This window comes from Streptomyces sp. cg35, assembly GCF_050410835.1.
GTDB lineage: Bacteria > Actinomycetota > Actinomycetes > Streptomycetales > Streptomycetaceae > Streptomyces.
The window spans coordinates 3,456,958-3,481,790 of record NZ_CP191268.1 but is presented as its reverse complement, the minus strand read 5'-3'; the positions used below and the strand labels follow the sequence as shown (position 1 = coordinate 3,481,790).

Annotated in this window: 22 protein-coding genes; 16 read left to right on the top strand and 6 right to left on the bottom strand. The window is 72.8% G+C overall.

Going from position 1 to position 24,833, the window contains the following annotated elements:
- Nucleotides 1-57: 57 nt before the first annotated feature.
- The 3 genes from ACQUQD_RS15855 to ACQUQD_RS15845 all read left to right on the top strand — a co-directional run bounded on the left by ACQUQD_RS15855 (nt 58) and on the right by ACQUQD_RS15845 (nt 2,095).
- On the top strand, nt 58-855 hold the full coding sequence (locus ACQUQD_RS15855; RefSeq protein ID WP_428952728.1) for a DUF4328 domain-containing protein: 798 nt from the start codon (nt 58-60) through the stop codon (nt 853-855).
- Between the two features lie 84 nt (nt 856-939).
- A complete protein-coding gene (locus ACQUQD_RS15850) occupies nt 940-1,452 on the top strand; it encodes a hypothetical protein (protein WP_428957570.1) in 513 nt (170 codons plus the stop codon).
- An 85-nt stretch (nt 1,453-1,537) separates the two neighbouring features.
- Nucleotides 1,538-2,095, top strand: coding sequence for a hypothetical protein (locus ACQUQD_RS15845; protein ID WP_428952727.1), 558 nt, complete (start codon nt 1,538-1,540; stop codon nt 2,093-2,095).
- Nucleotides 2,096-2,298: 203 nt separating this feature from the next.
- Here ACQUQD_RS15845 and ACQUQD_RS15840 read toward each other — a convergent pair whose 3' ends face one another.
- Nucleotides 2,299-4,995, bottom strand: coding sequence for an N-acetylmuramoyl-L-alanine amidase (locus ACQUQD_RS15840; RefSeq protein WP_428952726.1), 2,697 nt, complete (start codon nt 4,993-4,995; stop codon nt 2,299-2,301).
- Between the two features lie 366 nt (nt 4,996-5,361).
- Here ACQUQD_RS15840 and ACQUQD_RS15835 point away from each other — a divergent pair, with 366 nt between their 5' ends.
- The 6 genes from ACQUQD_RS15835 (at nt 5,362) to ACQUQD_RS15810 (ending at nt 10,196) form a co-directional block, all read left to right on the top strand.
- Complete coding sequence (locus tag ACQUQD_RS15835; protein WP_428952725.1) at nt 5,362-5,781, top strand: hypothetical protein; 420 nt, start codon at nt 5,362-5,364, stop codon at nt 5,779-5,781.
- On the top strand, nt 5,766-6,686 hold the full coding sequence (locus tag ACQUQD_RS15830) for a hypothetical protein (RefSeq protein WP_428952724.1): 921 nt from the start codon (nt 5,766-5,768) through the stop codon (nt 6,684-6,686). Before ACQUQD_RS15835 ends, ACQUQD_RS15830 begins: the two co-directional genes overlap by 16 nt.
- Before the next feature lie 125 nt (nt 6,687-6,811).
- On the top strand, nt 6,812-7,420 hold the full coding sequence (locus tag ACQUQD_RS15825; RefSeq protein WP_428952723.1) for an RNA polymerase sigma factor: 609 nt from the start codon (nt 6,812-6,814) through the stop codon (nt 7,418-7,420).
- Nucleotides 7,417-8,055, top strand: coding sequence for a hypothetical protein (locus ACQUQD_RS15820; protein WP_428952722.1), 639 nt, complete (start codon nt 7,417-7,419; stop codon nt 8,053-8,055). The genes ACQUQD_RS15825 and ACQUQD_RS15820 overlap by 4 nt, the downstream gene beginning before the upstream one ends.
- A gap of 378 nt (nt 8,056-8,433) precedes the next feature.
- Nucleotides 8,434-9,096 carry an RNA polymerase sigma factor gene (locus ACQUQD_RS15815; protein ID WP_428952721.1) on the top strand — a complete coding sequence of 221 codons (663 nt, stop codon included), beginning with the start codon at nt 8,434-8,436 and terminating at the stop codon, nt 9,094-9,096.
- Complete coding sequence (locus ACQUQD_RS15810) at nt 9,096-10,196, top strand: hypothetical protein (RefSeq protein ID WP_428952720.1); 1,101 nt, start codon at nt 9,096-9,098, stop codon at nt 10,194-10,196. Before ACQUQD_RS15815 ends, ACQUQD_RS15810 begins: the two co-directional genes overlap by 1 nt.
- Before the next feature lie 233 nt (nt 10,197-10,429).
- On the opposite strand, the gene ACQUQD_RS15805 is transcribed toward ACQUQD_RS15810, so the two are convergent.
- On the bottom strand, nt 10,430-11,269 hold the full coding sequence (locus ACQUQD_RS15805) for a L,D-transpeptidase family protein (protein WP_428952719.1): 840 nt from the start codon (nt 11,267-11,269) through the stop codon (nt 10,430-10,432).
- Nucleotides 11,270-11,522: 253 nt separating this feature from the next.
- On the opposite strand from ACQUQD_RS15805, the gene ACQUQD_RS15800 reads away from it, so the two are divergent.
- Nucleotides 11,523-13,103 carry an acyl-CoA mutase large subunit family protein gene (locus tag ACQUQD_RS15800; protein ID WP_428952718.1) on the top strand — a complete coding sequence of 527 codons (1,581 nt, stop codon included), beginning with the start codon at nt 11,523-11,525 and terminating at the stop codon, nt 13,101-13,103.
- A gap of 84 nt (nt 13,104-13,187) precedes the next feature.
- Nucleotides 13,188-13,847 carry a leucine efflux protein LeuE gene (leuE, locus tag ACQUQD_RS15795; protein ID WP_428952717.1) on the top strand — a complete coding sequence of 220 codons (660 nt, stop codon included), beginning with the start codon at nt 13,188-13,190 and terminating at the stop codon, nt 13,845-13,847.
- A gap of 103 nt (nt 13,848-13,950) precedes the next feature.
- On the opposite strand, the gene ACQUQD_RS15790 is transcribed toward leuE, so the two are convergent.
- Nucleotides 13,951-15,435: an FAD-dependent monooxygenase gene (locus tag ACQUQD_RS15790; RefSeq protein WP_428952716.1), complete on the bottom strand. Its 1,485-nt coding sequence runs from the start codon at nt 15,433-15,435 to the stop codon at nt 13,951-13,953.
- Between the two features lie 70 nt (nt 15,436-15,505).
- On the opposite strand from ACQUQD_RS15790, the gene ACQUQD_RS15785 reads away from it, so the two are divergent.
- Nucleotides 15,506-16,210, top strand: a complete 705-nt coding sequence (locus ACQUQD_RS15785) for a TetR/AcrR family transcriptional regulator C-terminal domain-containing protein (RefSeq protein WP_428952715.1) — start codon at nt 15,506-15,508, stop codon at nt 16,208-16,210.
- Here the strand turns inward: ACQUQD_RS15785 and ACQUQD_RS15780 are convergent.
- The 3 genes from ACQUQD_RS15780 to ACQUQD_RS15770 are packed head-to-tail and all read right to left on the bottom strand — an operon-like array spanning nt 16,195 to nt 19,654.
- On the bottom strand, nt 16,195-17,346 hold the full coding sequence (locus ACQUQD_RS15780; protein WP_428952714.1) for an acyltransferase family protein: 1,152 nt from the start codon (nt 17,344-17,346) through the stop codon (nt 16,195-16,197). The genes ACQUQD_RS15785 and ACQUQD_RS15780 overlap by 16 nt on opposite strands.
- Nucleotides 17,343-18,680: a polysialyltransferase family glycosyltransferase gene (locus ACQUQD_RS15775; protein WP_428952713.1), complete on the bottom strand. Its 1,338-nt coding sequence runs from the start codon at nt 18,678-18,680 to the stop codon at nt 17,343-17,345. Before ACQUQD_RS15775 ends, ACQUQD_RS15780 begins: the two co-directional genes overlap by 4 nt.
- Nucleotides 18,677-19,654, bottom strand: coding sequence for a glycosyltransferase family 2 protein (locus ACQUQD_RS15770; RefSeq protein ID WP_428952712.1), 978 nt, complete (start codon nt 19,652-19,654; stop codon nt 18,677-18,679). The genes ACQUQD_RS15775 and ACQUQD_RS15770 overlap by 4 nt, the downstream gene beginning before the upstream one ends.
- 198 nt (nt 19,655-19,852) lie before the next feature.
- On the opposite strand from ACQUQD_RS15770, the gene ACQUQD_RS15765 reads away from it, so the two are divergent.
- From ACQUQD_RS15765 to ACQUQD_RS15750, 4 genes are all read left to right on the top strand, one after another.
- Nucleotides 19,853-21,172: a DUF6716 putative glycosyltransferase gene (locus ACQUQD_RS15765; RefSeq protein WP_428952711.1), complete on the top strand. Its 1,320-nt coding sequence runs from the start codon at nt 19,853-19,855 to the stop codon at nt 21,170-21,172.
- Between the two features lie 65 nt (nt 21,173-21,237).
- On the top strand, nt 21,238-22,539 hold the full coding sequence (locus tag ACQUQD_RS15760; RefSeq protein ID WP_428952710.1) for a cytidylyltransferase domain-containing protein: 1,302 nt from the start codon (nt 21,238-21,240) through the stop codon (nt 22,537-22,539).
- A gap of 14 nt (nt 22,540-22,553) precedes the next feature.
- The gene (locus ACQUQD_RS15755) at nt 22,554-23,522 is read left to right on the top strand and encodes an N-acetylneuraminate synthase family protein (RefSeq protein WP_428952709.1); all 969 of its coding nucleotides are present in this window, start codon (nt 22,554-22,556) and stop codon (nt 23,520-23,522) included.
- 70 nt (nt 23,523-23,592) lie between these two features.
- Nucleotides 23,593-24,621 (top strand): hypothetical protein, encoded by a 1,029-nt coding sequence (locus ACQUQD_RS15750; RefSeq protein ID WP_428952708.1) that lies wholly within the window; start codon nt 23,593-23,595, stop codon nt 24,619-24,621.
- The last annotated feature ends 212 nt before the right edge of the window (nt 24,622-24,833 follow it).

Below are 24,833 nucleotides of genomic sequence, written 5' to 3'. Positions count from 1 at the left end.
CCGCGCGGCCGGGGGGCCGGAGTGTCAGCGGCGGTTCCCCGGGGAGGGCGCGCAGCCGTGCTGTGCAAGAGATGCGGGAAGAACAACGCGCTGGTCGAGGACGGGCTGTGCGCGCGCTGCGCGGACGAGGCGTTCGGGACGCTGACGGCCGCGCCGGGGCCCGACCCGGTGCCCGACGAGCCGGGGCCGCCCCGGCCGGTGCCGGGCCCGGGGTGGGGCGTGCCGTTGTCGCCGAACGGGCTCGCCGCGGCGGTGACCGTGCTGCTCGGCGTGGTGATCGCGGCCGATCTGTTCGCCGTGGTGACGGGCGTCCTGGAGTACCGGTTCGCGGCGGATCTGCTGGCGGACGGCTGGAAGGGCCGCAGCGAGGCGGATCTGGACCGGCTCGACGACCTGTACGCGCTGGCCGGCGCGGCGCAGCTGTTCACGTACGTCGCCGCGGGCATCGCGTTCGTCGTGTGGTTCTCCCGCGTGCGGCACAACGGTGAGGTCTTCGCGCCGGACGGGCACAGCAAGGCGCGGCCCTGGGTGCTCTTCGGTTTCGTGGTGCCGATCGCCAACCTGTGGTTCCCGCGGCGGATCGCACTCGACATCGCGCAGGCCAGCGCCGTGGAGGGGCGCGGGGTGCGCCGGCAGATCGAGTGCTGGTGGTTCCTGTGGCTGGCGAACCAGACCGTGACCTGGTTCATGGAGGCCTGGTACGAGAGCGCCGAGCGGCTCCCCGACATCAAGGACGCCACCGGCGCCGTGGTCCTGGCCGACCTCCTCGACATCGTCAGCGCCGTCTTCGCGATCGCCTTCGTGCGGGCCCTGACCGGGCTGCAGAACCGCAAGGTGGCTCACGCGCACGCCTAGTTCGCCTTTCCGGTGGCGAAGTCACGTATCGCTGTGGTGTATTCGGCCCGAGCCGTGAAGTACATCGGGACGGGGGCACGGGGTATGGGCTACTGGGGCTACTACGTGGTGGCCAGGAGCGAGCGTCCGCTGAAGGAACTCGAGGCCCTGAGCGGGGTGCGGGACGAGCTGACGCTGCTGGAGGAGCGGGCCGGGGCCTGGCAGGTGTGGGAGTGCCCCGGCGGGGGCGGCGAGCAGCCCAGGGACGTGGGCAGCATGAACGCCCTGGCCGCGGAGACGGGTTCGCCCGCTCTGTTCGCGTACGTCATGGACAGCCGCTGCGCCGTGGTCGAGGCGGCGGCGCCGCAGAGCGGGGCGTGGACGACGTGTCTGGGGCGCACCGCGATGACGGGGTACATCGGCGGGGACGAGCGGTCCCTGGAGGACTACTTCCTGCCGCCGCGGGACGCCGCCGAGCGGGCGGTCGCCTGGGCCGCGGAGGGCGGGCGGACGGTGGTGGCGCAGCCGCTGTCGGACGTGCTGCGGGCGGACGCGGAGCCGTCGGCGGAGGAGCTGTTCTTCCGGTTCCTGGACCGGCTCGGCGTGGCGGCGCGGTGACGCCGATGTGACGTTCCCGGCGGTCCAGGCGCAGTAAGTCCCAGTAGTCCCCAAGGGGAGCGGCGGGTCCGGGAGGCATACGTCCATGAGCCTGGTGGAACTGATCGCGCGGGCCGACGCACGGGCGCTCGCCGTGAGCGGCCTCGGCTGTCTCGACCGGTGTGTGCCGCTGCTCGGCGCCGACCCGGCCCACGACGAGGCGCTGCGGCCGCTGTGGACCTGCCTCGCGGGGGACCGCGCGGGCTGGGACGAGCGGCTCGTGGCGGCGCGGGCCGCGCTGGACGGCGGCGATGCGACGGGGGAGGCCGCGCAGGAGGTGCGGCGGATGCTGGCGACGGCGCCGCGGCAGACGGCGTCCGACGGCTGGCACGAGTGGGCCGACGCCTGCTCGGTGGCCGCGTTGCAGGCGCACCTGACGCTGGACGCGGCCGGGGCCCCGGTGACCGCCGCGGCGGCCTGGCGGGAGGGGCGTACGGAGGGCATGTCGCCGTTGCTCGCGGCCGAACTGCAACGCCAGACACGGATCTTGAGGCTGCTGGCCGAGAGCGGCGCGGGCGGGCTGCGCGAGGCGCTGGACGTGGCGACGGAGGGGCGCCGGGTGGTGCGTGCCGTGCTGTCGCGGCGGGCCCGCAGCGGCGCCTGACGTACCGGCCGGGCCGGCCCGCGGCGGACAGCCGCGGGCACGGACCCGGCCGCCCCCTCCTGCGGTCGGGGCCGTGCCCGTGGGGTGTAGTGATTAACCCAAGTTGCGTGTGTGACGCAAGCGTTGGCACAAATCGGGCGGCCTTTCGGCGCCGGGCCGTGGGGACCGAACGGCCCCCACGGCCCGGCGTGACGACCCGACCGCTACGGCGCCAGGTTGGTGCCCAGGCGGGCACCGTTCGGGGTACCGAGCGTCGCGTTGTTGAAGGTCTTCGCCGAGCTCAGACCCGGACCGCTGCTGTTGCTCGGCACGTACATCAGGGTGCCGTTGCCCGTGTCCTCGCCCGCCGTGCCGATGACCAGGTCGGCGCGGCCGTAGCCGGAGAAGTCGCCGAGGGCGACCGCCGAGCCGAGGTTGTCGTTCGTCTCGGTCGAGCCGGGAATGCCTTCGGTGTCCTGCGAGACGGCGATCGCCCCGGTGCCGGTCAGACCGGTCGACGAGCCCTTCAGGAGCAGCGACGTACCGGCGTTGGAGCGGTTCGAGGTACGGGTGATGTCCTCGTTCGGGGCGCCGGTCAGGACGTCCGCGTAGCCGTCGAGGTCGTAGTCGCCGACCGCGACCGACCAGCCCATCGCGTCGCCGGACTCGGCGGCGCCGGGCACGCCGGACGTGGACTGGCTGACCGACTTGGCGCCGGTGGCGGTCAGGCCGGTGCCGGCCACGCCCTTGACGAAGGTGACCTGGCCGCCGGCCGTCGCGCCGGACTCGGCGGTGTAGGGCTGGCCGATGGCGATGTCGTCGACGCCGTCGCCGTTGATGTCGCCGGCGCCGATGGAGCGGCCGCCCTTCACGGTCAGCGTGGCCGCCTTGCGCAGGCCGCCGGAGCCGCCCTTGTACCAGGTGACGCGGCCGATGCCGGTGGCGTCGCGGTAGTTGAGGGCGACGTCCGCGTAGCCGTCCTGGTCGAAGTCGCCGGACGCGGCGTCCGCGTAGGCCAGGTTCCCCTCGCTGCCGGTGATGGTGGAGTCGGTCTCCCAGCCCTCGCCGTAGCGGGCCGTCCAGGTGCCGCCGAGGCCGGTGGAGGCCGCGAACACGTCGGCGGTGCCGTCCGCGTTGAAGTCGCCGACGGCCACGGCCGAACCGAACCGGGCGCCGGTCAGCGCGTAGCTCGCGTCCAGGTTGATGCCGAAGCCCGAGGTGAAGTCCGGCCCGTACACGACGGTGGCGGCGCCGCGGTCCGCGTGGCCCGAGGTGTCGTCCTCGCCGGGCTGGCCGACCACGAGGTCGGTGTAGCCGTCGCCGTTGATGTCGCCGGTCGCGGTGGACGCGCCGAACTCGTCGCCGGACTCGGCCGCGCCGGGTACGTCCCCGGCCTGCGAGACGACCTTCTTGCCGGTGGCGCTCGGGCCGGACGCGGTGCCCGGCACGACGACGACCTGGCCGCCGCTCGCGCCCTTGGGCAGCCCGGTGACGATGTCCGCGGTGGCGTCGCCGACCACGTTCTGGGAAACCAGGGCGTGCGAGATGCCCGGGGTCGCGGCGAGGGTGCGGATGCGGGACAGCTTCGGGTACAGGTTCGCGCCGGGGCAGGCGGTGGCGTTGGTGTCCTTGTGGCCGAAGACGCGCGGCAGGGTCTTCGTCGTGCCCTTGGGGACGAGGTTGCCGTCGACGTTCAGGTCACCGTTGGAGGTCATCGTGACGGTGCCGGTCGGCGAGATGCCGTACTGGCCGAACTTCCAGGCGACGACCCGGGCTATCGCGTCGAGCGCGGCCTTGGTGGGCTTGGCCGTCTCGAAGTTGCCTATGTAGGAGATGCCGACGGTGTCCGTGTTGAAGCCGTAGTCGTGGGCCCCGTGCACCGGCAGGTCCACGCCACCGGTACGGCCCTCGAATATCTGGCCGCAGCGGTCGACGACGAAGTTGTAGCCGATGTCGTAGTAGCCCTTGCCGACGTGGTCCTGCTGGATCTGGCGCAGGCGCTCGGCGGACCTGGCACAGGGGACCTGGTTGTCCGCGTCGACACCGGTGTGGTGGACGACGGCGGCCTTGATCTCCGTGTCGTAGGCGGGTGTTCCGTCGTGCGAGAGTCCCGGGCCCCACACCGACTGCGGGATGATCTGCGGCTCGGCGACCGTCGACGGGAGGGGCTCGGGGACGGTCTCGGTCGGATCCGGTGTCGGGGCGGCCGTCGTGGACGTGCTGTCCGAGGGGGCCGGGGACGTGGACGCCGGGGGCGTCGCGGTGTCGGTCGCGGCGGGCGTGGGGCTGTCCGTCGCCGTCGGGCCGGGCGTCGGCGTGGCCGTGTCCTCGCGGTACGCGGCCGGCTCGGCGAGGTCCGCGGCGGAGGGGCCGGTGCCGGGGTCGATCAGCTTGACGTCCATGCCGGCGGGCAGGCCGGAGGCGGTGCCGTCGGCGGCGATCACCCGGACCTCGACGCCGTTCGAGTCGTCCTCGGTCGGCACCGACGCGGTGCCGCCGCGGATCGCGGAGTGCTCGCGCTCGGCGCCGTCGGCGTCGTTCGTCTCCTGGGGCAGCGTCGTCCAGGCGCCCCAGGTGCCGCTCTCGGCGTCGCGGGCCCGGAACTGGGCCTTGCCGTCGATCTCGGCGTCGGGGTCCTTCCAGGTCACCGACACGGCACTGAACGTCCGGGTGGACTTCTGCGGCACGACCTTGCGGTCGCCCTTCGTCTCCAGCTTCAGCGTGTGGACCGCCGCGGCCCGGTGCTCGGCGCCCTTGGCCGAGGTGACCGGATCGGCCGCCATGGCGTACGTCGCCGCACCGGCGCCGCCGAGCACGACCGCGCCGACCGTGATCCACGCCCTGCGCCGCAGACTCAGCGGCTTGTACGCGTGCGAACTGTGCGCATTCTGGTGCCTGGCGCGCGAATGTCGCGGGCTCAAATGCCCCACCCCTTGAAGAAGTTCACAGAATTCCCGCGAGTACCGCGGGCAGATGTTCTATTCAGCGAAAGACAGTCGACGAGCGTCACAGGTTGCACACGTGTGTCGTGCGTCACGGCGGGACCGGAGGCGCCGCATGTGCGCCGGCAACTCACCTTCTTCTTTTGGCCAGTTGGCGGAATCCTTCGCTCGCGGAGTCCTCCGCGACCGATGAGACGGGCGAAGGGTTGTAGGCCCGCGGCGAATCTCCTGTGTGAGAAGCGACATGTGAGAAACCTGTGACGTCTCCGTGCGTCCGGGCGCTGGGGGAGTGCGGGAAGAGCCGGAACCGCGCTCACCGCACGACCGGACCAAGGGGTGCACACCATGCCTGAGGGCGACAAACGGGCCGCTGAGATGCGGCGGTACGCGGCGGGCTTCGTCACGCGGATCGCCTCGCAGCGGCTGCCGCTCGACTACTCCGTCGCCAGCCTGCGGGTCGTCGACTTCCTCATCGACGGCCTGCGCAGGGGGAGTTCGGACCGGGCCCGGGCCGACACGGTCCTCACCGGGCTCGGCGCGTACGTCGGCGAGGTGCTCGTGCGGCGGGCCGGCGCCGTGTGGGTGGACCTGGACGAGGCGCAGCGCGCGTACTTCGGGCAGAGCGTCGGTGTGCGGATGCCGGACGGGCGGGTGTGGAACCCGCTGGGCAAGGTCGTCAACCGGTACGAGGCCGGGCCCGAGGAGTCCCTCGCGACCTTCTATCTGACCCTGCCGGGGCGGAGCCGCGCGTGCGCCGCCCTGTGATCACCGGTGTGTTCGTCGTCGCGCTCGCCGCGGGCGGCGCGGTCTTCCGGCCCGTCGTACCGTCCGCGACCGTGACGGCGCTCGCCGAACCGCCCGCGAGCACCCGCCCGGCCGCCGACGCCGACGCCACGGAAGCGCCCAGGCCGGTCGACCAGGTGCGCGGGGAGAAGCTGTTGAAGGAGTCGGGCACGCTGCTGCGGGACGCGCCCTCCGTGCGGATGGTCAGTGACGTCGCCAAGGGCACGACCCACGTGCACAGCGACATGCGCATGGACCACGACGGGAACTGCGCGGGCACCGTCGCCGTCGAATCCGGCATCCGCGCCGAGATCGTCTTCCTCGCGGGCGACGGAGACGACGGGGACGACGGAGACGACGGGGACGACGGGGACGACGGAGACGACGGGGGCAAGGGCGGTTCGGCGGCCGAGGCGTACCTGAAGTACACCGACGCCTCCCTCGACGTGCTGCGGCGCAGGGCCGAGACGCAAGGCCCTGAAGTGGCCGAGCGGATGCGGCAGTTCGCCCTCCGGGCGCGCGGCAAGTACGTGAAGGCGATGCCGGGTCCGAAGGGCGCGAAGGCGATCGGCGCGCAGTGCGGCCTCGGCCGGTCCCTGGCCACGCTGATGACGGCGAACGCCGAGGGCACCCGGGCACGGCCCGTCGTGCGGCGCGCCGGGCACCGGATGGTCCCGCTCGTTCCGCCGGCCCGCGACGGCGAGAGCGGCGCGGTGTACGTCGAGGCGGACGGCGCCCCGTACCTGCGCTCCATCAAGGGGAAGGCCGGCGGCATGGAGGTCGACGTCGCGTTCTCCGCCTACGGCGCCCCGGTGCGTGTCCAGCGCCCCGACCCCGCGCAGGTCGTGGAGCCCCCGACGGACGGCGGCGCGGTGTTCGAGGTCTGACGCGCCCACCGGTGCCTGTGACGTTTCCGTACGGGCGGGCGCTGATCGGTACAAGGGGTCGCGGGCGGACGGGGATCCGCCCTCGAGGACGATCCGTCCCCGAAGACGTACGAAGAGGAAAGCGGTTGGGCCAGGGAGGGCAGCCCCGGCGTACACAGGCGTACGACGAGGAGTTGGGCGCGGCCGTCGAGCGGGCCCAGGCAGGTGACGAGGCGGCGTTCGCCGTGGCCTACCGGCTCGTGCAGCCGGGTCTGCTCGGCTATCTGCGCGGCCTCGTCGGCGACGAGGCCGAGGACGTCGCCGCCGACGCCTGGCTGGAGATCGCCCGGGACCTGGGGCGCTTTCGCGGGGACGGGGCGGGCTTTCGCGGCTGGACCGCGACCATCGCCCGGCACCGCGCACTCGACCTGCTGCGCCGTCAGAAGGCGCGGCCGCGGCCGTCCGCGCTGGAACAGGACGTCCTCGAACTGCCCGCCGCGCACAACACCGCCGAGCAGGCCCTGGAGACCATCTCCACGGAACGCGCCTTCGCCCTCCTCGCCGCTCTCCCGCCCGACCAGGGCGAGGCGGTCCTGCTGCGGATCGTCGTCGGGCTCGACGCGGCGGCCGCCGCGCGCGTCCTCGGCAAACGGCCCGGCGCCGTGCGCACCGCCGCGTACCGGGGGCTGCGACGGCTGGCGAAACAACTCGGTGTGACGGATGACGGGCCGCACACGCTGGGGGAGTCGAGATGACTGACAACACCCCGTCACCGGTCGGCCCGGGCCCCGCCGTGCCGGTGTCACTGGGCGACCTGCTGGCCGGCGCGGTCCGGCCGGACGCGCCCGGCGCGGAGGGCGAGCGGGCGGCGCTCGCCGCGTTCCGCGCCGCGCGCGACTCCGGTGCGCACACGGCGCAGGGGCGGACCCGGCGCCGCGACGACTGGCGGCCGCGCCGCCGGGCGCGCTGGTCGCTGCGCGCCGCCGCCGGGGTCCTGCTCGCGAGCGTCGCGGTCGTCGGGGGCGTCGCGGTCGCCGGGATCGGGACGGGCGGGAGCGCACCGTCGTCGGGCGGCCCGGAGCGTGCGCCGCGGCCCGCCCCCACCGTGACGGGCCCGCCCGCGCGGACCTCGCCCCCCGCGGCGTCGCCGTCGCGGCGGACCCCGCTCCCCGCCGCGTCGCCGTCGCAGCGGACCTCGCCCCTGGCGGTGTCGTCGTCCGAGCGGCCGGCGCACGGCCGCGACCGCGCGGCGCGCTGCACGTCCTACGAGAAGGGGCGCGGCCTCGACCGCTCGGAGCGGGCCTTCGAGGCATGCGGAACGCCGACGGCCGGCCCGCCCGGCAAGGGCGAAGGGCGCGACAACGGCCACAAGCACCAGGGCGAGAAGTAGCCACGCCGGCAACGGGCGCCACGGTGGCCACAGCGGTGACGCGGCGGACCGGAATCGGCCACGACGCCCACCCGGGCCGGGATCGGCGGGGCCGGAGGCCGCCACGGCGGACCGGATCCGGAAGGCGCCCGCACGGGGGCCGGAAATACGGGACGGCCGAGGTCGCCACCCCCCACAGGAGAGACCCCGGCCGCCGCGCGGTACGGGTCGCGAGCGGCCCGTACTCTCTTCAGCGCCACGGGTGCGTTTTCTGTCACACCCCGCTGGGTGACCCACTAGTTGCCCGTTGTACAAACATGGACGTGGGGGATTTCAGGCCGTAGCGTGCTGATTCGCGCTGGGGGCGCACGACGCCGAGTGGGCAGGCAGGGACTGGGAGTGCTGGGGGACGACGCGGAGCTGACCGCCGCGGTGCTTGCGGCACAGGACGGGGACGAGACCGCGTTCCGGACTGTGTACCGCGCCGTGCACCCACGGCTGCTCGGGTACATACGCACACTCGTCGGCGACCCGGACGCCGAGGACGTCGCCTCCGAGTCCTGGCTGCAGATCGCCCGGGACCTGGAGCGGTTCGAGGGCGACGCCGACCGGTTCCGCGGCTGGGCCGCCCGGATCGCCCGCAACCGGGCCCTGGACCACATACGCATGCGGGGGCGCCGGCCCGCCATCGGCGGCGACGAGACCGAACTCACCGGCAAACCCGCGCTCTCCGACACCGCCGACGAGGCGATGGAGTCCCTCGCCACCGGCACCGCCATGAACCTGATCGCCCAACTCCCGCAGGACCAGGCCGAAGCCGTCGTCCTGCGCGTCGTCGTCGGCCTCGACGCGAAGAGCGCCGCGCAGACCCTCGGCAAGCGGCCCGGAGCCGTCCGCACCGCCGCGCACCGCGGACTGAAGCGGCTGGCCGAACTGCTCGACAAGGACCCGAAGACCGCCGGCAGCCTCGGCGCCGTACCGCCTCCGAGGCAGCCGAGCACCCGCACGGTGACGTCCGCCGGTGTGACGCAATCGCGTACGCGGACGCAGAAGGACATGTGATGGCCGACGAGCACGACAAGTGGCTGGACCGCGACGCGGCGGAACGCCTGCTGCGCGGGGAGCCGCTGAAGGCCGTCACCGACGACGACATCCGGCAGGCCGAGCGGATCATCACGGCGCTCGACGCGCTGACCGTGCTTCCGGCCGGGCCCGAGGGCGAACTCCCCGGTGAGGACGCCGCGTTGAAGGCGTTCCGGGAGGCCCGCGCCGTCCGTGCCGTGGACGACGCCGTGGACCGGGTGGTGATCGGCGCCGACCGCCCCGCCCGGGCCGGGCGGCACCGCGCGGGCGCGTCCGGAGCGCCGGCGCCGGCCGGTCCGGGGCGCGAGGCCGGGGACGGTCCGCGCTGGGGACGGCCGGTGCGGTTCGGGATGGCCGCCGCGCTCGCCGCGTGCATGGTCGGCGGCGTCGCCGTCGCCGCCGGGACCGGGGTGCTGCCCTCGCCGTTCGGCGGCGGGAATCCGACACCGGCCGCCTCCGTGTCGGGTGCGGCCAGCCCCGACCGGCCGCTCGTCTCGTCCTCGCCCTCGCCGAGCGACACGGACCGCGACGAGGTGCTGCCCGACGGCTCGGCGACACCCGACGGCTCCGGCGCGCCGAGCGCGGATCGCCGCGAGGAGAGACCCGAGCGCAAGAGCACGACCCGCGCACCCGCCCCGCGCACCGGCGACAGCGGCCGGACGGCCGAGGGAGTGCGCCGCCGCCTGGTCGAGGCCTGCCTCAGATACCGCGGCGGACAGCTCGGCTCGGACGAACAGCAGCGACTGCGCGACTCCGCGAGGAAGTACGGCAGGAGCGCGGCCGACCTCAACCGGTTCTGCGACCGCGTGCTCGGCCGCTCCGACGGCACCTACGGCTTCGGCGGGTCGAACGGCTCGGGCGGCTCCGACGGCTCGGGCGGCTCGGGCGGCTCGGACGGCCACAACGGTGGCCAGGACGGCGACGAGGACGACGACGCCGGCGGCGACGACGGACAGCACGCCGGGAACACCCCTGCCCCGCCCGCCCCCGAACCCTCACCGGGCCTCTCCTACAGCGCCGCGCCCGGCCTCCCCACAGCGACGGCCACGCCCTCCCCGTCCGTCTCGTCAGCCCCGTAAAAGCGGCCCCTGACCTGCGCAGATGCAGTTGTCCAAAAAAGAGTCGCGACAGGTGTGACGTTTTTGGCGGGGGAGACGCAGTACTGAGTGAGCCGACTGGTCATCGGCCGGCGCGCGAGCCGGGGTTCCCCCCGTACCTACGGCTCAGTGCCACCGGCGTGGGTGGGACACGTTCCCCCGGTCCCACCCACGCCCCCAACATCCAGGAGCCGGAGCCGTGGTCGGCACCGCCCTCACCAGTAGATGACGACCTTGTCGCCGTTGCGCACCTGAGCGAACAGGCTCGCGATCTTCCCTTCGTCCCGTACGTTCACGCAGCCGTGCGAAGCGCCGGCGTAGCCGCGGGCCGCGAAGTCCGACGAGTAGTGCACCGCCTGGCCCCCGCTGAAGAACATCGCGTACGGCATGGGCGAGTCGTAGAGCGTCGAGACGTGGTGCCGGGACTTCCAGTACACCTGGAAGACGCCCTCGCGGGTGGGCGTGTACTGCGCGCCGAACCGCACGTCCGTCGTCATCAGCCGCTTGCCGTCCACCATCCACGACAGCGTCCGGCTCGTCTTGCTGATGCACAGCACGCGCCCCGTCATACAGCGCGGGTCCGGCTTCGCCGGGGGCCGGCCGCCCGACGCGTACAGCTCGTCGCGGGTCGGCTCGTGCGTCATCGCGAGCAGTCGCTGCCAGGTGACGGTGTCGGTGGTGCCGGTGCGCGGCAGGCCGCGCTTGCCCTGGAACCCCTTGACCGCCGCGGTCGTCGACGCCCCGTACGTGCCTGTCGGCCCGTCGAACAGCCACGCCACCTGACGCAGCCGCGCCTGCAGCGCGCGCACGTCCTTGCCCTGGTCACCGGGGGCGAACAGGACCTTGGGCGCGGGAGTCGCCGACGCCCGGGGCGTGCCGGACGGCTTGGCGTCGACCGGGTCCGGGGCCCGCGACGGGGCGGAAGCGGAAGGCGCGGACGCACTCGGCGCGGCCGGCTGCCTGCCGCCCGTGCCGGCCGCCTGCGCCGTGCATCCGCCGACCAGGGCCAGTACCCCGGTGGCGGCGAGTGTTCTCCGTATGACAGCTGTCCGCATGACGTCCCCCGCCTGCCGCGCCCATCTCTCTTGTCACCTCAGATGCTGCCCGCGCCCGAATGGTTGCGAACAGAGGGCCCGGCAGCGGGTACAACCCTGATGCGGCTCTGTGAGGAAGGTCCCAGCGCGGTCCTCTCCACTCGCCGCACGCCCGCCGCTACAGTCCGTCGCGAGAGCCGCGACTACTGACGAGTAACACGTGCGGGCGTCGCAGGCACACACGATCAATCGGCAGATCGCTGGAGGCACAACCATGGCGCGCGAATCCGAGTCCGGACTGCCCATCGAGCCGGTGTACGGCCCGTCGGCCCTGGACGGCTGGGACCCGGAGCGGAAGCTGGGGGAGCCGGGCGCCTATCCGTTCACGCGGGGTGTCTATCCCTCCATGTACACGGGCCGTCCGTGGACGATGCGCCAGTACGCCGGATTCGGCACGGCCACCGAGTCCAACGCCCGCTACAAGCAGCTGATCGCGAACGGCACGATGGGCCTGTCGGTCGCCTTCGACCTGCCGACCCAGATGGGCCACGACTCCGACGCCCCCATCGCCTCCGGCGAGGTCGGCAAGGTCGGTGTCGCCATCGACTCGATCGACGACATGCGCGTCCTGTTCGGCGGGATCCCGCTGGACAAGGTCTCCACGTCGATGACGATCAACGCCCCCGCCGCGCTGCTGCTGCTCATGTACCAGCTCGTGGGCGAGGAACAGGGCGTACCGGCGGACCGGCTCACCGGCACGATCCAGAACGACGTGCTCAAGGAGTACATCGCCCGCGGCACCTACATCTTCCCGCCCAAGCCCTCCCTCCGGCTGATTGCGGACATCTTCAAGTACTGCCGGGCCGAGATCCCGAAGTGGAACACCATCTCGATCTCCGGCTACCACATGGCCGAGGCGGGGGCCTCGCCCGCGCAGGAGATCGCCTTCACGCTCGCCGACGGCATCGAGTACGTGCGCACCGCGGTGGCGGCCGGCATGGACGTGGACGACTTCGCGCCGCGGCTGTCCTTCTTCTTCGTGGCCCGCACCACGATCCTGGAGGAGGTCGCCAAGTTCCGTGCCGCGCGCCGGATCTGGGCGCGGGTGATGAAGGAGGAGTTCGGCGCGCAGAACCCCAAGTCGCTGATGCTGCGCTTCCACACCCAGACGGCCGGGGTGCAGCTGACCGCGCAGCAGCCGGAGGTGAACCTGGTCCGCGTCGCCGTCCAGGGCCTGGGCGCGGTGCTGGGCGGCACCCAGTCCCTGCACACCAACTCCTTCGACGAGGCCATCGCGCTGCCCACCGACAAGTCCGCCCGCCTGGCCCTGCGCACCCAGCAGGTCCTGGCCTACGAGACGGACGTGACGGCCACCGTCGATCCGTTCGCCGGGTCCTACGTCGTCGAGAAGATGACCGACGACGTCGAGGCCGCCGCCCTCGCCCTCATGGAACGCGTCGAGGACCTGGGCGGCGCGGTGAACGCCATCGAGCACGGCTTCCAGAAGTCCGAGATCGAGCGCTCCGCCTACCGCATCGCCCAGGAGACCGACTCCGGCGAGCGCGTCGTGGTCGGCGTCAACCGCTACCAGCTCGACGCGGAGGAGCCCTACGAGCCGCTGCGCGTCGACCCCGCCATCGAGGCCCAGCAGGCCGAACGGCTGGCGGCCCTGCGCGCCGAACGCGACCAGGCCGCCGTCGACGCGGCCCTCGCCGCCCTGCAGAAGGCCGCCGAGGGCGACGACAACGTCCTCTACCCGATGAAGGACGCCCTGCGCGCCCGTGCCACCGTCGGCGAGGTCTGCGACGCCCTGCGCGAGGTGTGGGGCACCTACATCCCCTCCGACGCGTTCTGACCGGCGAACTCCCCGCTGACCTGTGATCTTCCGCCAGCTGGAACCCCTGGGCGGAGTGTCGAGCAGCTGTGCGACACTCCGCTCATGCTGGGTGTCATCGATCTTCCGACCTATCTCGCGGGTCTCGTCCTCATCGTCCTCCTCCCCGGACCGAACTCGCTGTACGTGCTCTCCGTCGCCGCCCGCCGCGGCATACGCACCGGCTACAAGGCCGCCGCCGGAGTCTGGTGCGGCGACACCGTTCTGATGACGCTGTCCGCCGCCGGTGTCGCCTCCCTCCTCCAGGCCAACGCCGTGCTCTTCGGGATCGTGAAGTACGCGGGCGCCGGATATCTGACCTGGCTCGCGGTCGGGATGCTGCGCGCCGCGTGGGGGATGTGGCGGACCCGCCGCGAGCGGATCGCCGCCGCCGAGGCCGGCACCTCCGAGGTCCCTGCGGCCCAGGAGCGGCCCTTCCGCCGGGCCTTCGTCATCAGCCTCCTCAACCCGAAGGCGATCCTGTTCTTCATCGCCTTCTTCGTGCAGTTCGTGGACAGGTCCTACGCCTATCCCGCCCTCTCCTTCGTCGTGCTCGGCGCCTTCGCCCAGCTCGCGAGCGTGCTGTACCTGTCGGCCCTGATCTTCAGCGGCACCCGGCTGTCCGCCGCCTTCCGCCGCCGCAAGCGGCTGTCGGCCGGTGCGACCTCGGCCGCCGGGGTGCTGTTCCTGGGCTTCGCGGTGAAGCTGTCGCTGGCCAGCGCATAGCCCCTCCGGCAGCCGGACCCCGCTCGGGGTGAGCCCGGCCGGAGCGACCCCCGCCGGGTCGACCCCGGCCGGGGCGAGCGCCCGGCGCCCGCGTGCGGGGACGTCACTCAGGAGCGGCCTCACCGCGTCCCGGCACCACCCCGACCTCCGCCAGGTACTCCCGTACCCCCTCCGCCGTCTCGCCGGCCCACCCCACATATCCGTCCGGCCGCACCAGGAACACCCCGGTGCCATAGGCCTCGTACGCCGGGATGCGCACCGCCCGTATGCGCTCGCCGTCCACCGGCGGCAGCTCGGCGTCCGTGCCGACCGCCAGCAGCGTCCAGTGCGGCCCGCGGAAGGCGTCGAACAGCCGGACCCCGCCGCGCCGCCCGTCCGGCGCCCGGTCCCCGGCCCGCAGCGCGCCCTCCGGAAGGCCCGTCCGGGTCTCCCGGGTCAGCGCCGACTCCCGGTACCCGATGCCCAGTTGCTGCACTTCCTTGCCGCGCTGCACGGCCCTGCTGTCCGCGCCCGCGCGGTGGATACGGGTACTGATGCCGAGGATGTCCTCCGCGATCGGCACCCGCTCCTCCTCGTACGTGTCCAGGAGCCGGGCGGGGGCGCCGCCGAGCACCGCGGCCAGCTTCCACGCCAGGTTGTAGGCGTCCTGCACGCTCGTGTTCAGCCCCTGTCCGCCTGCGGGGGAGTGGACGTGTGCCGCGTCGCCCGCCAGGAAGATCCGGCCCTCGCGGAAGCGGTCGGCCAGTGCCGCGCGCGCCCGGAAGTCCGAGGCCCAGATCACCTCCGCGACGTGCTCCTCCCGCAGCGGCGTACGGGTCGCGAGGAGCTTGGCCACCGCGCCCGGTGAGGTGTCGGGGACCGCCGCCTCGTCCGCGTACTGCGCGGCCAGCTGGAAGACGCGGCCCTCGTCCGACGGCAGCGGGCAGAAGGCCACGCCGCCCTCCGGCGCCTTCGGCCACACGTGCCAGTGCGTGTCCGGGACCGGCGCGTCCTCGGCGATCCGCACGTCCGCCACCAGCATCGGCTTGGGGTCGACGGTCTCGCCGGTCATGCCGATGCCGAGCGCCCGGCGCACCGTGGAACGGCCGCCGTCCGCCGCCACCGCGTACCGCGCGCGCACCGTCGAGCCGTCGTCGAGCGTCGCCGTCACCCCCTCGGCGTCCTGCTCCAGGCCCGTCAGGCCGGCGCCGAAGCGGACCTCGCCGCCCAGCTCCCGCAGCCGCGCGTACAGCACCGCCTGCGTGCGGGCCTGCGGTATCAGCCAGCCGTTCGCGAACGGAACCTGCTCGGTCGGCTCGGTGCGCTCGAGCATGTCCCACTCCTGGCCCGGCTCGTCGCCCTCCCAGATCAGCATCGTCGGGTACTCCGTGCCCGCCGCGCGGACCGCGTCCAGCACCCCGAGGTCGAACAGCACCTCCTGCGTGCGCGGCTGCAGGCCCTTGCCGCGCGAGCCGGGGAACAGGCTCTCCGCGCGCTCCACCAGCAGCGCCCCGACCCCGCGCCGCGCCAGGTCCGCCGCCAGCACCAGGCCGGTCGGGCCCGCGCCCACGATCAGGACATCCGTCGTCACCGCACCCGCAGCAGCCATCACCGTCTCCTTAACGTCGTTAAGTCGGCCGTTCGCCGAGCATGGGCTTAACGGCGTTAAACTGTCAAGCGTGGCTGAGCAGACGAACCCGAAAGAGCAGAAGAAGGCCAAGCCGGAGAAGGCCAAGCTCGACAAGGCGTACGTGGCCGACACCGCGCTCGACCTGCTGAACGACGTGGGTCTGGAGGGCCTGACGCTGCGCGCCATCGCCAAGGAGCTGAACGTCCAGGCGCCCGCCCTGTACTGGCACTTCAAGAACAAGCAGGCGCTGCTCGACGAGATGGCGACGGTGATGTTCCGGCGGATGACCGGCGCCGGCCGGGCGGGCGCCGGGGAGGTCGCGTACGAGCCCTCCGGCAGCTGGCAGGAGTGGCTGATGCGGGGCAACCGGCAGCTGCGCGCCACGCTGCTGCGCTACCGCGACGGCGCGAAGGTCTTCAGCGGATCGCGGTTCACCGGGACCGACCACGGGCCCGAGATGGAGGCGAACCTGAGGTTCCTCGTGGCCGCCGGATTCGAGCCGGACCAGGCCGCGTGGGCGAGCTCCACCGCGTACATGTACACGCTCGGCTTCGTCACGGAGGAGCAGGGCATGCGGCCCTACGCCGAAGGGGAACCGCCGGCCGTCGATGTCGCCGAGCGGGCCCGGACGCTGGCCGACTACCCGCTCGCCGCCGCCGCGGGCGGTCAGCTGTTCGCGGCGTACGACGAGCGGTTCGAGGAGGGGCTGCGGCTGATCGTGGCGGGGATCGAGGTGCGCTACGGGGTGAGTTGAGGCTGGGGCCGGCGGTTCAGCACCCGGCGCAGCAGCGGCGTCGCCCACTCCTCCACGTAACGGTTCAGCAGCCAGGCCAGCGTCAGCATCACGCCGATCGTCGCCCCGAACGTGACCCACGACGGCAGGCCGGCGTGCCGGTGCAGGGCCTCGATCGCCACCCAGCCCAAGTGCTCGTGCACCAGATAGAACGGGTACGTCAGCGCGCCCGCGACGGTCAGCCAGCGCCAGTTCGCCCGCGCCGTCCAGCCGAGCGCGATCGCCGCCACCGCCGCGAAGCCCACGGTGACGACCGCGATGATGCCGACCGAGGTGCGGTACGAGAAGAAGTCCGGGTTCGGGGCGTGCCACAGCCGGTCGACGGCGAAGTGCTGCCCGATCAGCCAGCTGACCGCGACGATGCCCCAGGCCGTCACGTCGCGCCGGTCGCGGTGCACCAGGTACAGGCCGATGCCGCCGATGAAGAACGGGGCGTACTCCGGCATCAGCGCCAGGGTCAGCAGGGGTTCGCCGGTGGCCTCCGCGAGCGCCGCGGCCAGCGTCCACACCGCGCAGAACAGCACGACGCGGTGCCGGGTCGCGCCCGGCAGGACGACACACAGGGCGAACAGCGCGTAGAAGCGGAGCTCCGCCCACAGGGTCCAGCACACGCCCAGCACCCGGTCCGCGCCCAGGGGCTGCTGGAGCATCGTGAGGTTCACCAGGGCGTCGCTGGGCGAGACCGTCCGATACACCACCACGGGCAGCGCGAAGACCGCGGTGACCAGCGCGATCGCCACCCAGTACGACGGCAGCAGGCGGGACGCGCGGGAGGCGAAGAAGGAGCGCAGGGGCCTGCCCCAGCCGCTCATGCAGATCACGAAGCCGCTGATGACGAAGAAGATCTGCACCCCGAGACAGCCGTACGCGAACCAGCCGTGCAGGGACGGGAACTGGACGCGCGGCGAGGTGCCCCAGGCGTGGGACACCTCGCCGTCGCGGCCGCCGTAGTGGTACGCCGCCACCATCAGCGCGGCGATCAGCCGCAGCCCGTCGAGGGCGTACAGGCGCGGTGCGGCGCGCCTGGCCCGTGGGGGCGGGGCGGCCGCCGACCCGGGTGCGGCCTCGGGGAGCGCGGTCGTGCCGGTGACGGTCATCCGAGTGCGGCCCGTTTGAAGGAGCGGGCCCGTCGCGCGACTCTGCGCACCGCCGCGTTGCGCGGGATGAACGCGAGCTGCGTCGGGATGGCGCCGGGCAGACCGAGGGAGGTCAGCCGGCGGCGCTTGAAGTACCGCCAGGTGTGATCGTTCAGCCGGGTCGAGAGGAAACGCTCGGCCGCGGGCCGCAGCTCCGGGTAGATCTTGGCCTGCATCGCGAAGCCGACCGCCCGCAGGAGATCGGTCAACTCGGCCACGGACAGGGGCTGTTCCTGCGAGGCGACGCCCGGCCGGTCCGTCAGTTCGGGCAGCAGCGCGTCGACGATCGTGACGGGGACCCGGTTGCTGTTCTGGTACGGGGCGAGGCGGTCCAGCAGTATGGACGTGCCGACCCGGGCCACCGGGATCCCGTACAGCGCCGACGCGGTGAGCAGTGCCGTGGAGAAGCAGCCGACGACCAGCGCCGGGCGCATCCGCTGGTACAGCACCTCGGCGAGGACCGGTGTGGTCAGGACGGTCAGCTCGATGCCGAGTCGCTCGGCCTCCTTCTCCAGCGTGCGCGACCAGCGGGCCGGTGCCGTGGGGTGCGGCTTGAACACGATGTGCCGGTGCCCGAGTTCGGACGCCCCGCGCATCATCCGTACGTGCAGGTCCTCTTCCTCCTCGGCCGTGAGGATGTCGAGGGCGGAGAGGTACTGGCCGAGAAGGAGCGCCGGTTCACCTTCTACGTGCGGCAACTCGCCCGCCGTGTCGCCTAGTTCGGCGAGCACCTTGACGAAGGCCTCTGTCGGGACGATCTCGGGCTCGACGTCGAACTCCGTGAGCAGCAGCGGCTTCAGGCCCGGCACGAGGTCGAGGTGGAGCAGACGCCGTACGCGCGTGCCGACCAGCGGGTCGATCTTGTTCCGGGTCGGTCCGTAGCTCATCAGGCCGTCCGCGTACACGTCGACCGGCGCGCCCGTGAAGATCTGCGCGACCGCCATCGCCGGGTTCACCTGGATGGACTCGACGGCCAGCTCGACCTCGTCGTCCCCGAGGCCCCAGAGCAGCCGCAAGTGCCGCTCCCACAAGGGGAGATCGTCCGAGCGCGGTGTCCAGCCGCCCGGGTGGAACGGGGAGATCGCCTCGTTCCAGGACAGGACGTCGTCGAAGCGGCCGCGCAGCAGCTCGAAGCCGGGCATCTCGTCGACGGCCGGGGTGGTCTCGGGCGTCGCCGCGTTGTTGGCGACCAGCAGGATCGTGCGGTCCGCCGGGGCGAAGCGGTCCGTGTCCAGTGCGGCCGCGAGCGTCGCGGTGCCGTACAGGGTCGAGGCGAGGAGAATGCGCGTCGTCATGCGGCGGCCTCCGCGCTCACCGGACGACGGCGCAGCCGGCGCAGCCGGGTGGCGCGCTCGACGTCCATCGAGTCGAGCGCCTCGTCGAGCACCTGTTGGGGCATGCGCTTGAGCGCCGCCGCGCTGAGGGACTTCAATTTGCGCGCCACGGCCGGTTCGAACCTTTCGATGGATCCCAAGTGATGGGAAATGATGGCGCAGTACGTGCGCACGGCTTTCGGGAGAAGCTGATCCGCGTCCCGGTCCTCGGCTGTTTCCCGTACGACCTGGTCGAATGCGCGAATGAAATCGAGCTGGCGTACGTCGCCGATCTGGGTGAGCGAGGACGCGACACCGCGCCGATAGAAGACGCCCAACAGACTCACCGCGGCAAAGGATTTGGCCTCGCGGTGCAGCCGCCAGATCCACGGCCGGTCCTCCGCCGTGCGCAGCCCGTCGGTGAAGTGCAGCAGCCCCTCGTCGGCGAGACGCCGGTGGTACATGCCGGCCCACGCGTACGCGTAGTCGACGGACGTCGAGCGGTCCGCCGGCAGGATCGCCCGCCGCGGATCGAGGACGACGCCGCGCAGTCCGTGCGGCACCCGGTGGATCGTGCGGGCCCGGGCCGTGCACTGCACATGGTCCGCGCGGACGAAGTCGCAGCCCAGCCCCTCCATGGCGGCCAGGAGCCGCGGGTAGTAGCCCGGCGCGAGCCAGTCGTCGCCGTCCAGGAACGTGAGGTACTCGCCGCGCGCCGCGTCCAGGCCGGTGTTGCGGGCCGTGGCGAGTCCCCCGTTCTGTTCGTGTCGCACGACGACCGCGCCGGGCAGCTCGCGCTCGGCGCGCGCGAGAATGTCCGGTGTCCCGTCCTTGGAACAGTCGTCGACGAGAATGAATTCGAAGTCGTCACGTGCGTTCGCACGGAGACTTCTCAGAGTGTCGGGCGCGTATTGCTGCACGTTGTAGAACGGCACGATGACGGAGAGCTTGACCACGTCGGTGACGTTAGGCGGCGGCCCGGCATTCGTCTTGACCGGCGGCTTGATGTCAGGTGAACGACGTGTGGCGGGACCGTGAACCGGCCCCTCCGAAAGGCAATTCCCGGGCTGATTCGCCATTCGTCGGCATGCTGTTAACCGTTTGTTGCACTCCGGTTGGGCCGCGGCTCTCCATGCCTTCCTAACTTCTTCGACGTGCCAGCAAGTACAGCCGAGCAACGGCGGATCGCCGTACTCGCAGACTCCGACACCCGATGGAAATGGGGCGCGCTCACCGCGGCCCGCATCGCCTCCGACAACGTCGCGCTCGACGGATTCCTGCTGCGCGGCCGTGCCACCCCCACCGCCCGCCAGCTCACCGAGGTCGGCGTGAGCGCCGACTCGCTCCGCGAGGTCACCGCGGTCGAGTTCCTGCGGGAGATGGAGCGCTCCGGCCGGCAGGAGTCCGGATCGTACGACGTGGTCGTCCTCGCCCTCGTCGGCGGCGCCGTCCAGGCCGTACTGCACGGACTCGCCCACGCCTGGCAGGGGCGGGCCGAGCGCCCCGTCGTCGTCACCGGCTACGTCGGCGTCGTCTACGAGAAGCTCGCCGACGGGCTGCTGCTGCGCCACGGCGCGGACGTGGTGCTCGCCAACTCGGCCTACGACGCGGAGCGGTTCCGCGCCGTGTACGAGGGCGTGGGCGCCGACGCCTCGGCGGTCACCGAGTGCGCGCTGCCGTTCCTCGGCGGCGCCGCCTACCAGGACGTGCACGACCCGTACACGGTGGTCTTCGCCGCGCAGCCGTCCGTACCGGACACCCCGGCCGACCGGATGTACCTCCTGGAGCGACTGGTGCGGCACGCCCGCTCGCACCCGGAGCGCGAGGTCCTCCTGAAGCTGCGCAGCAAGCCCGGCGAGCACACCACGCACATCGAGGAAGTGCCCTACCAAAAGCTCGTCCAGCGGCTGGATCCGCCGCCCAACTTCCGTCTCGTGTACGGGAACATGGGCGAGGTCCTCGACCGTACGGACCTGCTCGTCACGGTCAGCTCCACGGCCGCGCTGGAGGCACTGCACCGGCGCATCCCCACCGCGCTGCTCACCGACCTCGGGGTGCGCGAGGCGCTCGGCAACCACCACTTCACCGGCTCCGGCTGCCTGCTCTCCTGGGACCGGCTGGACGCCGGGGAGCTGCCCGCGCCGGACCCCGCGTGGGTGGCCCGGCAGGGCGTCGCCGCCGACGGGTCGTACGAGAGCGCCTTCGACGGGGCCCGCGCCAGGGTCGCCGCGCTGCTCTGCCGGGACCGCCCGGCCCTCGCCCCGTACTACAGCCGCACCACCGCCCCCGGCTATCTGCCGCGCATCCTGGCCCGCCACCACCTGGCGCCCGACGGCAGCCCGCTGCCCGGGGCGCCCGCCGCCGACCGGGAGCCCGGCGCCGTCCGGCAGATCGTCCGGCGGGCCGCCCGTGGCGCCTACCGGCACGGCGTGCAGCGCGTCGCCCCCGTGATCCGGCGGATGGGGGAGCTGTGACCCCGCGCGCCGGCCGATCCCCCGAACTCCCCGAGCTCCCCGAACTCCGCGAAGGAGAACCCCACATGACCGACCCGGAAGCGGGACAGGCGGCCCCGGTCCGCCGCGTCCTCGCCGTGATCCCCGCCCGCGGCGGCTCCAAGGGAGTACCGGCCAAGAACCTCGCCCCGGTCGGCGGCGTGCCCCTGGTGGTCCGCGCCGTGCGCGAGTGCCTCGCCACCCGGCAGGTGACGGACGTGGTGGTCTCCACCGACGACGCGGCCATCGCGGCCGCCGCGCGGGAAGCCGGCGCGGAGGTCGTCACCCGGCCCGCCGCGATCGCCGGCGACAAGGCCACCTCCGAGGCCGCCGTGCTGCACGCCATGGACGCGCACGAGGCGCTGCAGGGCGCTGCCGTGGACGTGGTGCTGCTCGTGCAGTGCACCAGCCCCTTCATCGTCCGCGAGGACATCGACGGGGTGGTCGCCGCCGTCGTCGAGGGCGGGGCCGACAGCGCCCTGACCGTCGCCCCCTTCCACGGCTTCGTGTGGCGGGACGGATGGGACGCTGTCGATGAGCCGCGGGCGATCGCCGGCGAACGGGCCGCGTCCGTGGGCGGCACCGGCACCCTCCTCACCGAGGCGCCCGCGACCGGCGGCGGCTACGGCGTCAACCACGACAAGTCCTTCCGGCCCCGCCGCCAGGACCGCCCCCAGGACCTCCTGGAGACCGGCGCCGTCTACGCGATGGAGGCCACCGGCTTCCGCCGCCACGAGCACCGCTTCTTCGGCCGTACGGAACTCGTCCGCACCGACCCCGCGCGGGTCCTGGAGATCGACGACCCGCACGACCTGGCCCGCGCCCGCGCGCTGGCCCCCCTCTTCGACCAGCGCGCCCTCCCCACCCGGGAGGACATCGACGCGGTCGTCCTCGACTTCGACGGCACCCAGACCGACGACAAGGTGCTGATCGACTCCGACGGACGGGAGTTCGTCACCGTGCACCGCGGTGACGGTCTCGGCATCGCGGCCCTCCGCAGGAGCGGCCTGTCGATGCTGATCCTGTCCACGGAACAGAACCCGGTGGTCGCCGCCCGGGCCCGGAAGCTCAAGATCCCGGTCCTGCACGGCATCGACCGCAAGGACCTCGCACTGAAGCAGTGGTGCGAGGAGCAGGGCATCGCGCCGGAGCGCGTGCTCTACGTCGGCAACGACGTCAACGACCTCCCGTGCTTCGCCGTCGCCGGCTGGCCCGTGGCGGTCGCGAGCGCCCATGACGTCGTGCGCGGCGCCGCACGCGCGGTCACCACCGTCCCCGGTGGCGACGGCGCGATCCGAGAGATCGCCAGCTGGATCCTCGGCCCTTCTCTCGACTCCCTCGACAAGTAAGGAACGTATTCCCCATGTCTGCCCAGTCCGCCCAGTCCTCGCCCTTCGGTCTCAACTCCCGCCTCCGCACCTTCGGTTCGCGCACCGCGGGCCCCGGTCACCCCGTCTACATCACCGGTGAGATCGGCATCAACCACAACGGTGACCTGGAGAACGCGTTCAAGCTGATCGACGTCGCCGCCGAGGCCGGCTGCGACGCCGTCAAGTTCCAGAAGCGCACCCCCGAGATCTGCACCCCGCGCGACCAGTGGGACATCGAGCGGGACACCCCCTGGGGCCGGATGACGTACATCGACTACCGCCACCGCGTCGAGTTCGGCGAGGACGAGTACCGCCAGATCGACGAGCACTGCAAGAAGCGCGGCATCGACTGGTTCGCCTCCCCGTGGGACACCGAGGCCGTCGCCTTCCTGGAGAAGTTCGACGTCCCCGCCCACAAGGTCGCCTCCGCCTCGCTCACCGACGACGAGCTGCTGCGCGCCCTGCGCGCCACCGGCCGCACCGTCATCCTCTCCACCGGCATGTCGACGCCGAAGCAGATCCGCCACGCGGTCGAGGTGCTCGGCTCGGACAACATCCTGATGTGCCACGCCACGTCGACCTACCCGGCGCAGGCCGAGGAGCTCAACCTCCGCGTCATCAACACCCTCCAGGCCGAGTACCCGAACGTCCCGATCGGCTACTCCGGCCACGAGACCGGCCTGCAGACCACGCTCGCCGCGGTCGCCCTCGGCGCCACGTTCGTCGAGCGCCACATCACCCTCGACCGCGCCATGTGGGGCTCCGACCAGGCCGCCTCGGTGGAGCCGCAGGGCCTGCAGCGCCTGGTCCGTGACATCCGCACCATCGAGCAGTCCCTCGGTGACGGCGTCAAGAAGGTCTACGAGTCCGAGCTCGGCCCGATGAAGAAGCTGCGCCGGGTCGCGGGCGTCGTCGCCGAGTCGGAGATCGCCGTCGCGGCCGGCGAGCCGGTCGGCGTCTGATCATCAACTCCCCGGCGGTCCGGCGCGGTCGAGCGCGCCGGACCGCCACGGCGTCCCCGGGGAGGGCCGCATGTCTGGCAATGGCAGTACGTTGTGCTTCGTCGAGAGCCCGGTACAGCTCCTCAACGTCCTGGAGTGGGCGCACCACGACCAGGTCACCGCGACCGTCGTGGTGCTCTCGCCCACCGACCCGATGACCCGCGGCCAACTGCGCCGCATGGCCGAACTCGCCCGCGGGGAAGGCCACTCGGTGCGCTGGGAGGAGGCGCGCGGCGGCGCGGGAGCCCCCTTCCGGACCGTCGGCGGTCTCGCCGGCGCGCTGCGCGGCGCCGACCGGATAGTGATCGGCGACCCGTTCTCCCGCTACGTGCAACTACTGCTGATGATCACCCGCGCCCGCGACCTGGTCGTCGTGGACGACGGCACGGCCACGATGGAGTTCATCTCCCAACTGGCCCGCGGCGAGAAGCTCGTGCGCTGGCACCGGCGCGGTGGCCGCCCCGGCCCCCGCGACCTGGTCTTCGGCCCCGTCTCCGCCGCCGCCCGCCGAAGACTCACCCCGCGCCCCGGCCGGCGCACCGTGTCCGTGTTCACCTCCATGCCGGTGGACGAGGTGCCCGACGGGGTGACGGTGACGGCGAACGACTACGCCTGGACCCGCGCCCGCTTCGGCCCGCCCCGCCTGACGCGCGGCGCCGACCTGGTCGGGACGTCCCTGGTGGAGACCGGGGTCGTCGACCTCGACCGCTACCTGGAGGCGGTCCGCGAACTCGCCGCGGCCCACGGCGCCACCCGCTACTTCGCCCACCGCCGTGAGGCCGCCGACAAACTCCACCGGCTCGCCACCGAGACCGGTCTGGAGGTCGTCCGCCCCGACCTGCCGCTCGAACTCATCGCCCGCCGCGGCCCCATAGGCCGTACGATCCTCAGCTTCCCCTCGACGGTCGTGCACACCCTGCCGATCGCCCTGGAGGGCACGGGGGTGAAGGTCGCGGTCTGCGAGATCGACCCCGCCTGGCTCAGCCAGGGAGTCTCGGACCACGCGCAGGGATTTCTCGCGGGGATCGCCGGGTCGGCGCGGGGGGTGCGGACCGTGTGAGTTCCGGGCGCGGTCGGCGGGCGGTCGCGTCGCGGTCCGGGGACCTTCGCCGGGCGGCCTGGGCCGACGCCCGTCCCGCCCGGGCGAAATCCGCTGGCCCTCCCTCGACCGCGCCCCCTACCCTGCCCTGCATGAGCAGCCCCGAGTCCGACAGACTCCGGCCACCGGCAGCCGTCCGGTGGCCTTCTTCCGCGCGGCGTTGAGACGGTCCC

Bases quoted from the DNA above. Each gene is read 5' to 3' on its own strand.
- ACQUQD_RS15850 (WP_428957570.1), top strand. From the start codon at position 940: ATGGGCTACTGGGGCTACTACGTGGTGGCCAGGAGCGAGCGTCCGCTG.
- ACQUQD_RS15845 (WP_428952727.1), top strand. From the start codon at position 1,538: ATGAGCCTGGTGGAACTGATCGCGCGGGCCGACGCACGGGCGCTCGCC.
- ACQUQD_RS15835 (WP_428952725.1), top strand. From the start codon at position 5,362: ATGCCTGAGGGCGACAAACGGGCCGCTGAGATGCGGCGGTACGCGGCG.
- ACQUQD_RS15820 (WP_428952722.1), top strand. From the start codon at position 7,417: ATGACTGACAACACCCCGTCACCGGTCGGCCCGGGCCCCGCCGTGCCG.
- ACQUQD_RS15810 (WP_428952720.1), top strand. From the start codon at position 9,096: ATGGCCGACGAGCACGACAAGTGGCTGGACCGCGACGCGGCGGAACGC.
- ACQUQD_RS15805 (WP_428952719.1), bottom strand. From the start codon at position 11,269: ATGCGGACAGCTGTCATACGGAGAACACTCGCCGCCACCGGGGTACTG.
- ACQUQD_RS15800 (WP_428952718.1), top strand. From the start codon at position 11,523: ATGGCGCGCGAATCCGAGTCCGGACTGCCCATCGAGCCGGTGTACGGC.
- leuE (WP_428952717.1), top strand. From the start codon at position 13,188: ATGCTGGGTGTCATCGATCTTCCGACCTATCTCGCGGGTCTCGTCCTC.
- ACQUQD_RS15790 (WP_428952716.1), bottom strand. From the start codon at position 15,435: ATGGCTGCTGCGGGTGCGGTGACGACGGATGTCCTGATCGTGGGCGCG.
- ACQUQD_RS15780 (WP_428952714.1), bottom strand. From the start codon at position 17,346: ATGACCGTCACCGGCACGACCGCGCTCCCCGAGGCCGCACCCGGGTCG.
- ACQUQD_RS15775 (WP_428952713.1), bottom strand. From the start codon at position 18,680: ATGACGACGCGCATTCTCCTCGCCTCGACCCTGTACGGCACCGCGACG.
- ACQUQD_RS15760 (WP_428952710.1), top strand. From the start codon at position 21,238: ATGACCGACCCGGAAGCGGGACAGGCGGCCCCGGTCCGCCGCGTCCTC.
- ACQUQD_RS15755 (WP_428952709.1), top strand. From the start codon at position 22,554: ATGTCTGCCCAGTCCGCCCAGTCCTCGCCCTTCGGTCTCAACTCCCGC.
- ACQUQD_RS15750 (WP_428952708.1), top strand. From the start codon at position 23,593: ATGTCTGGCAATGGCAGTACGTTGTGCTTCGTCGAGAGCCCGGTACAG.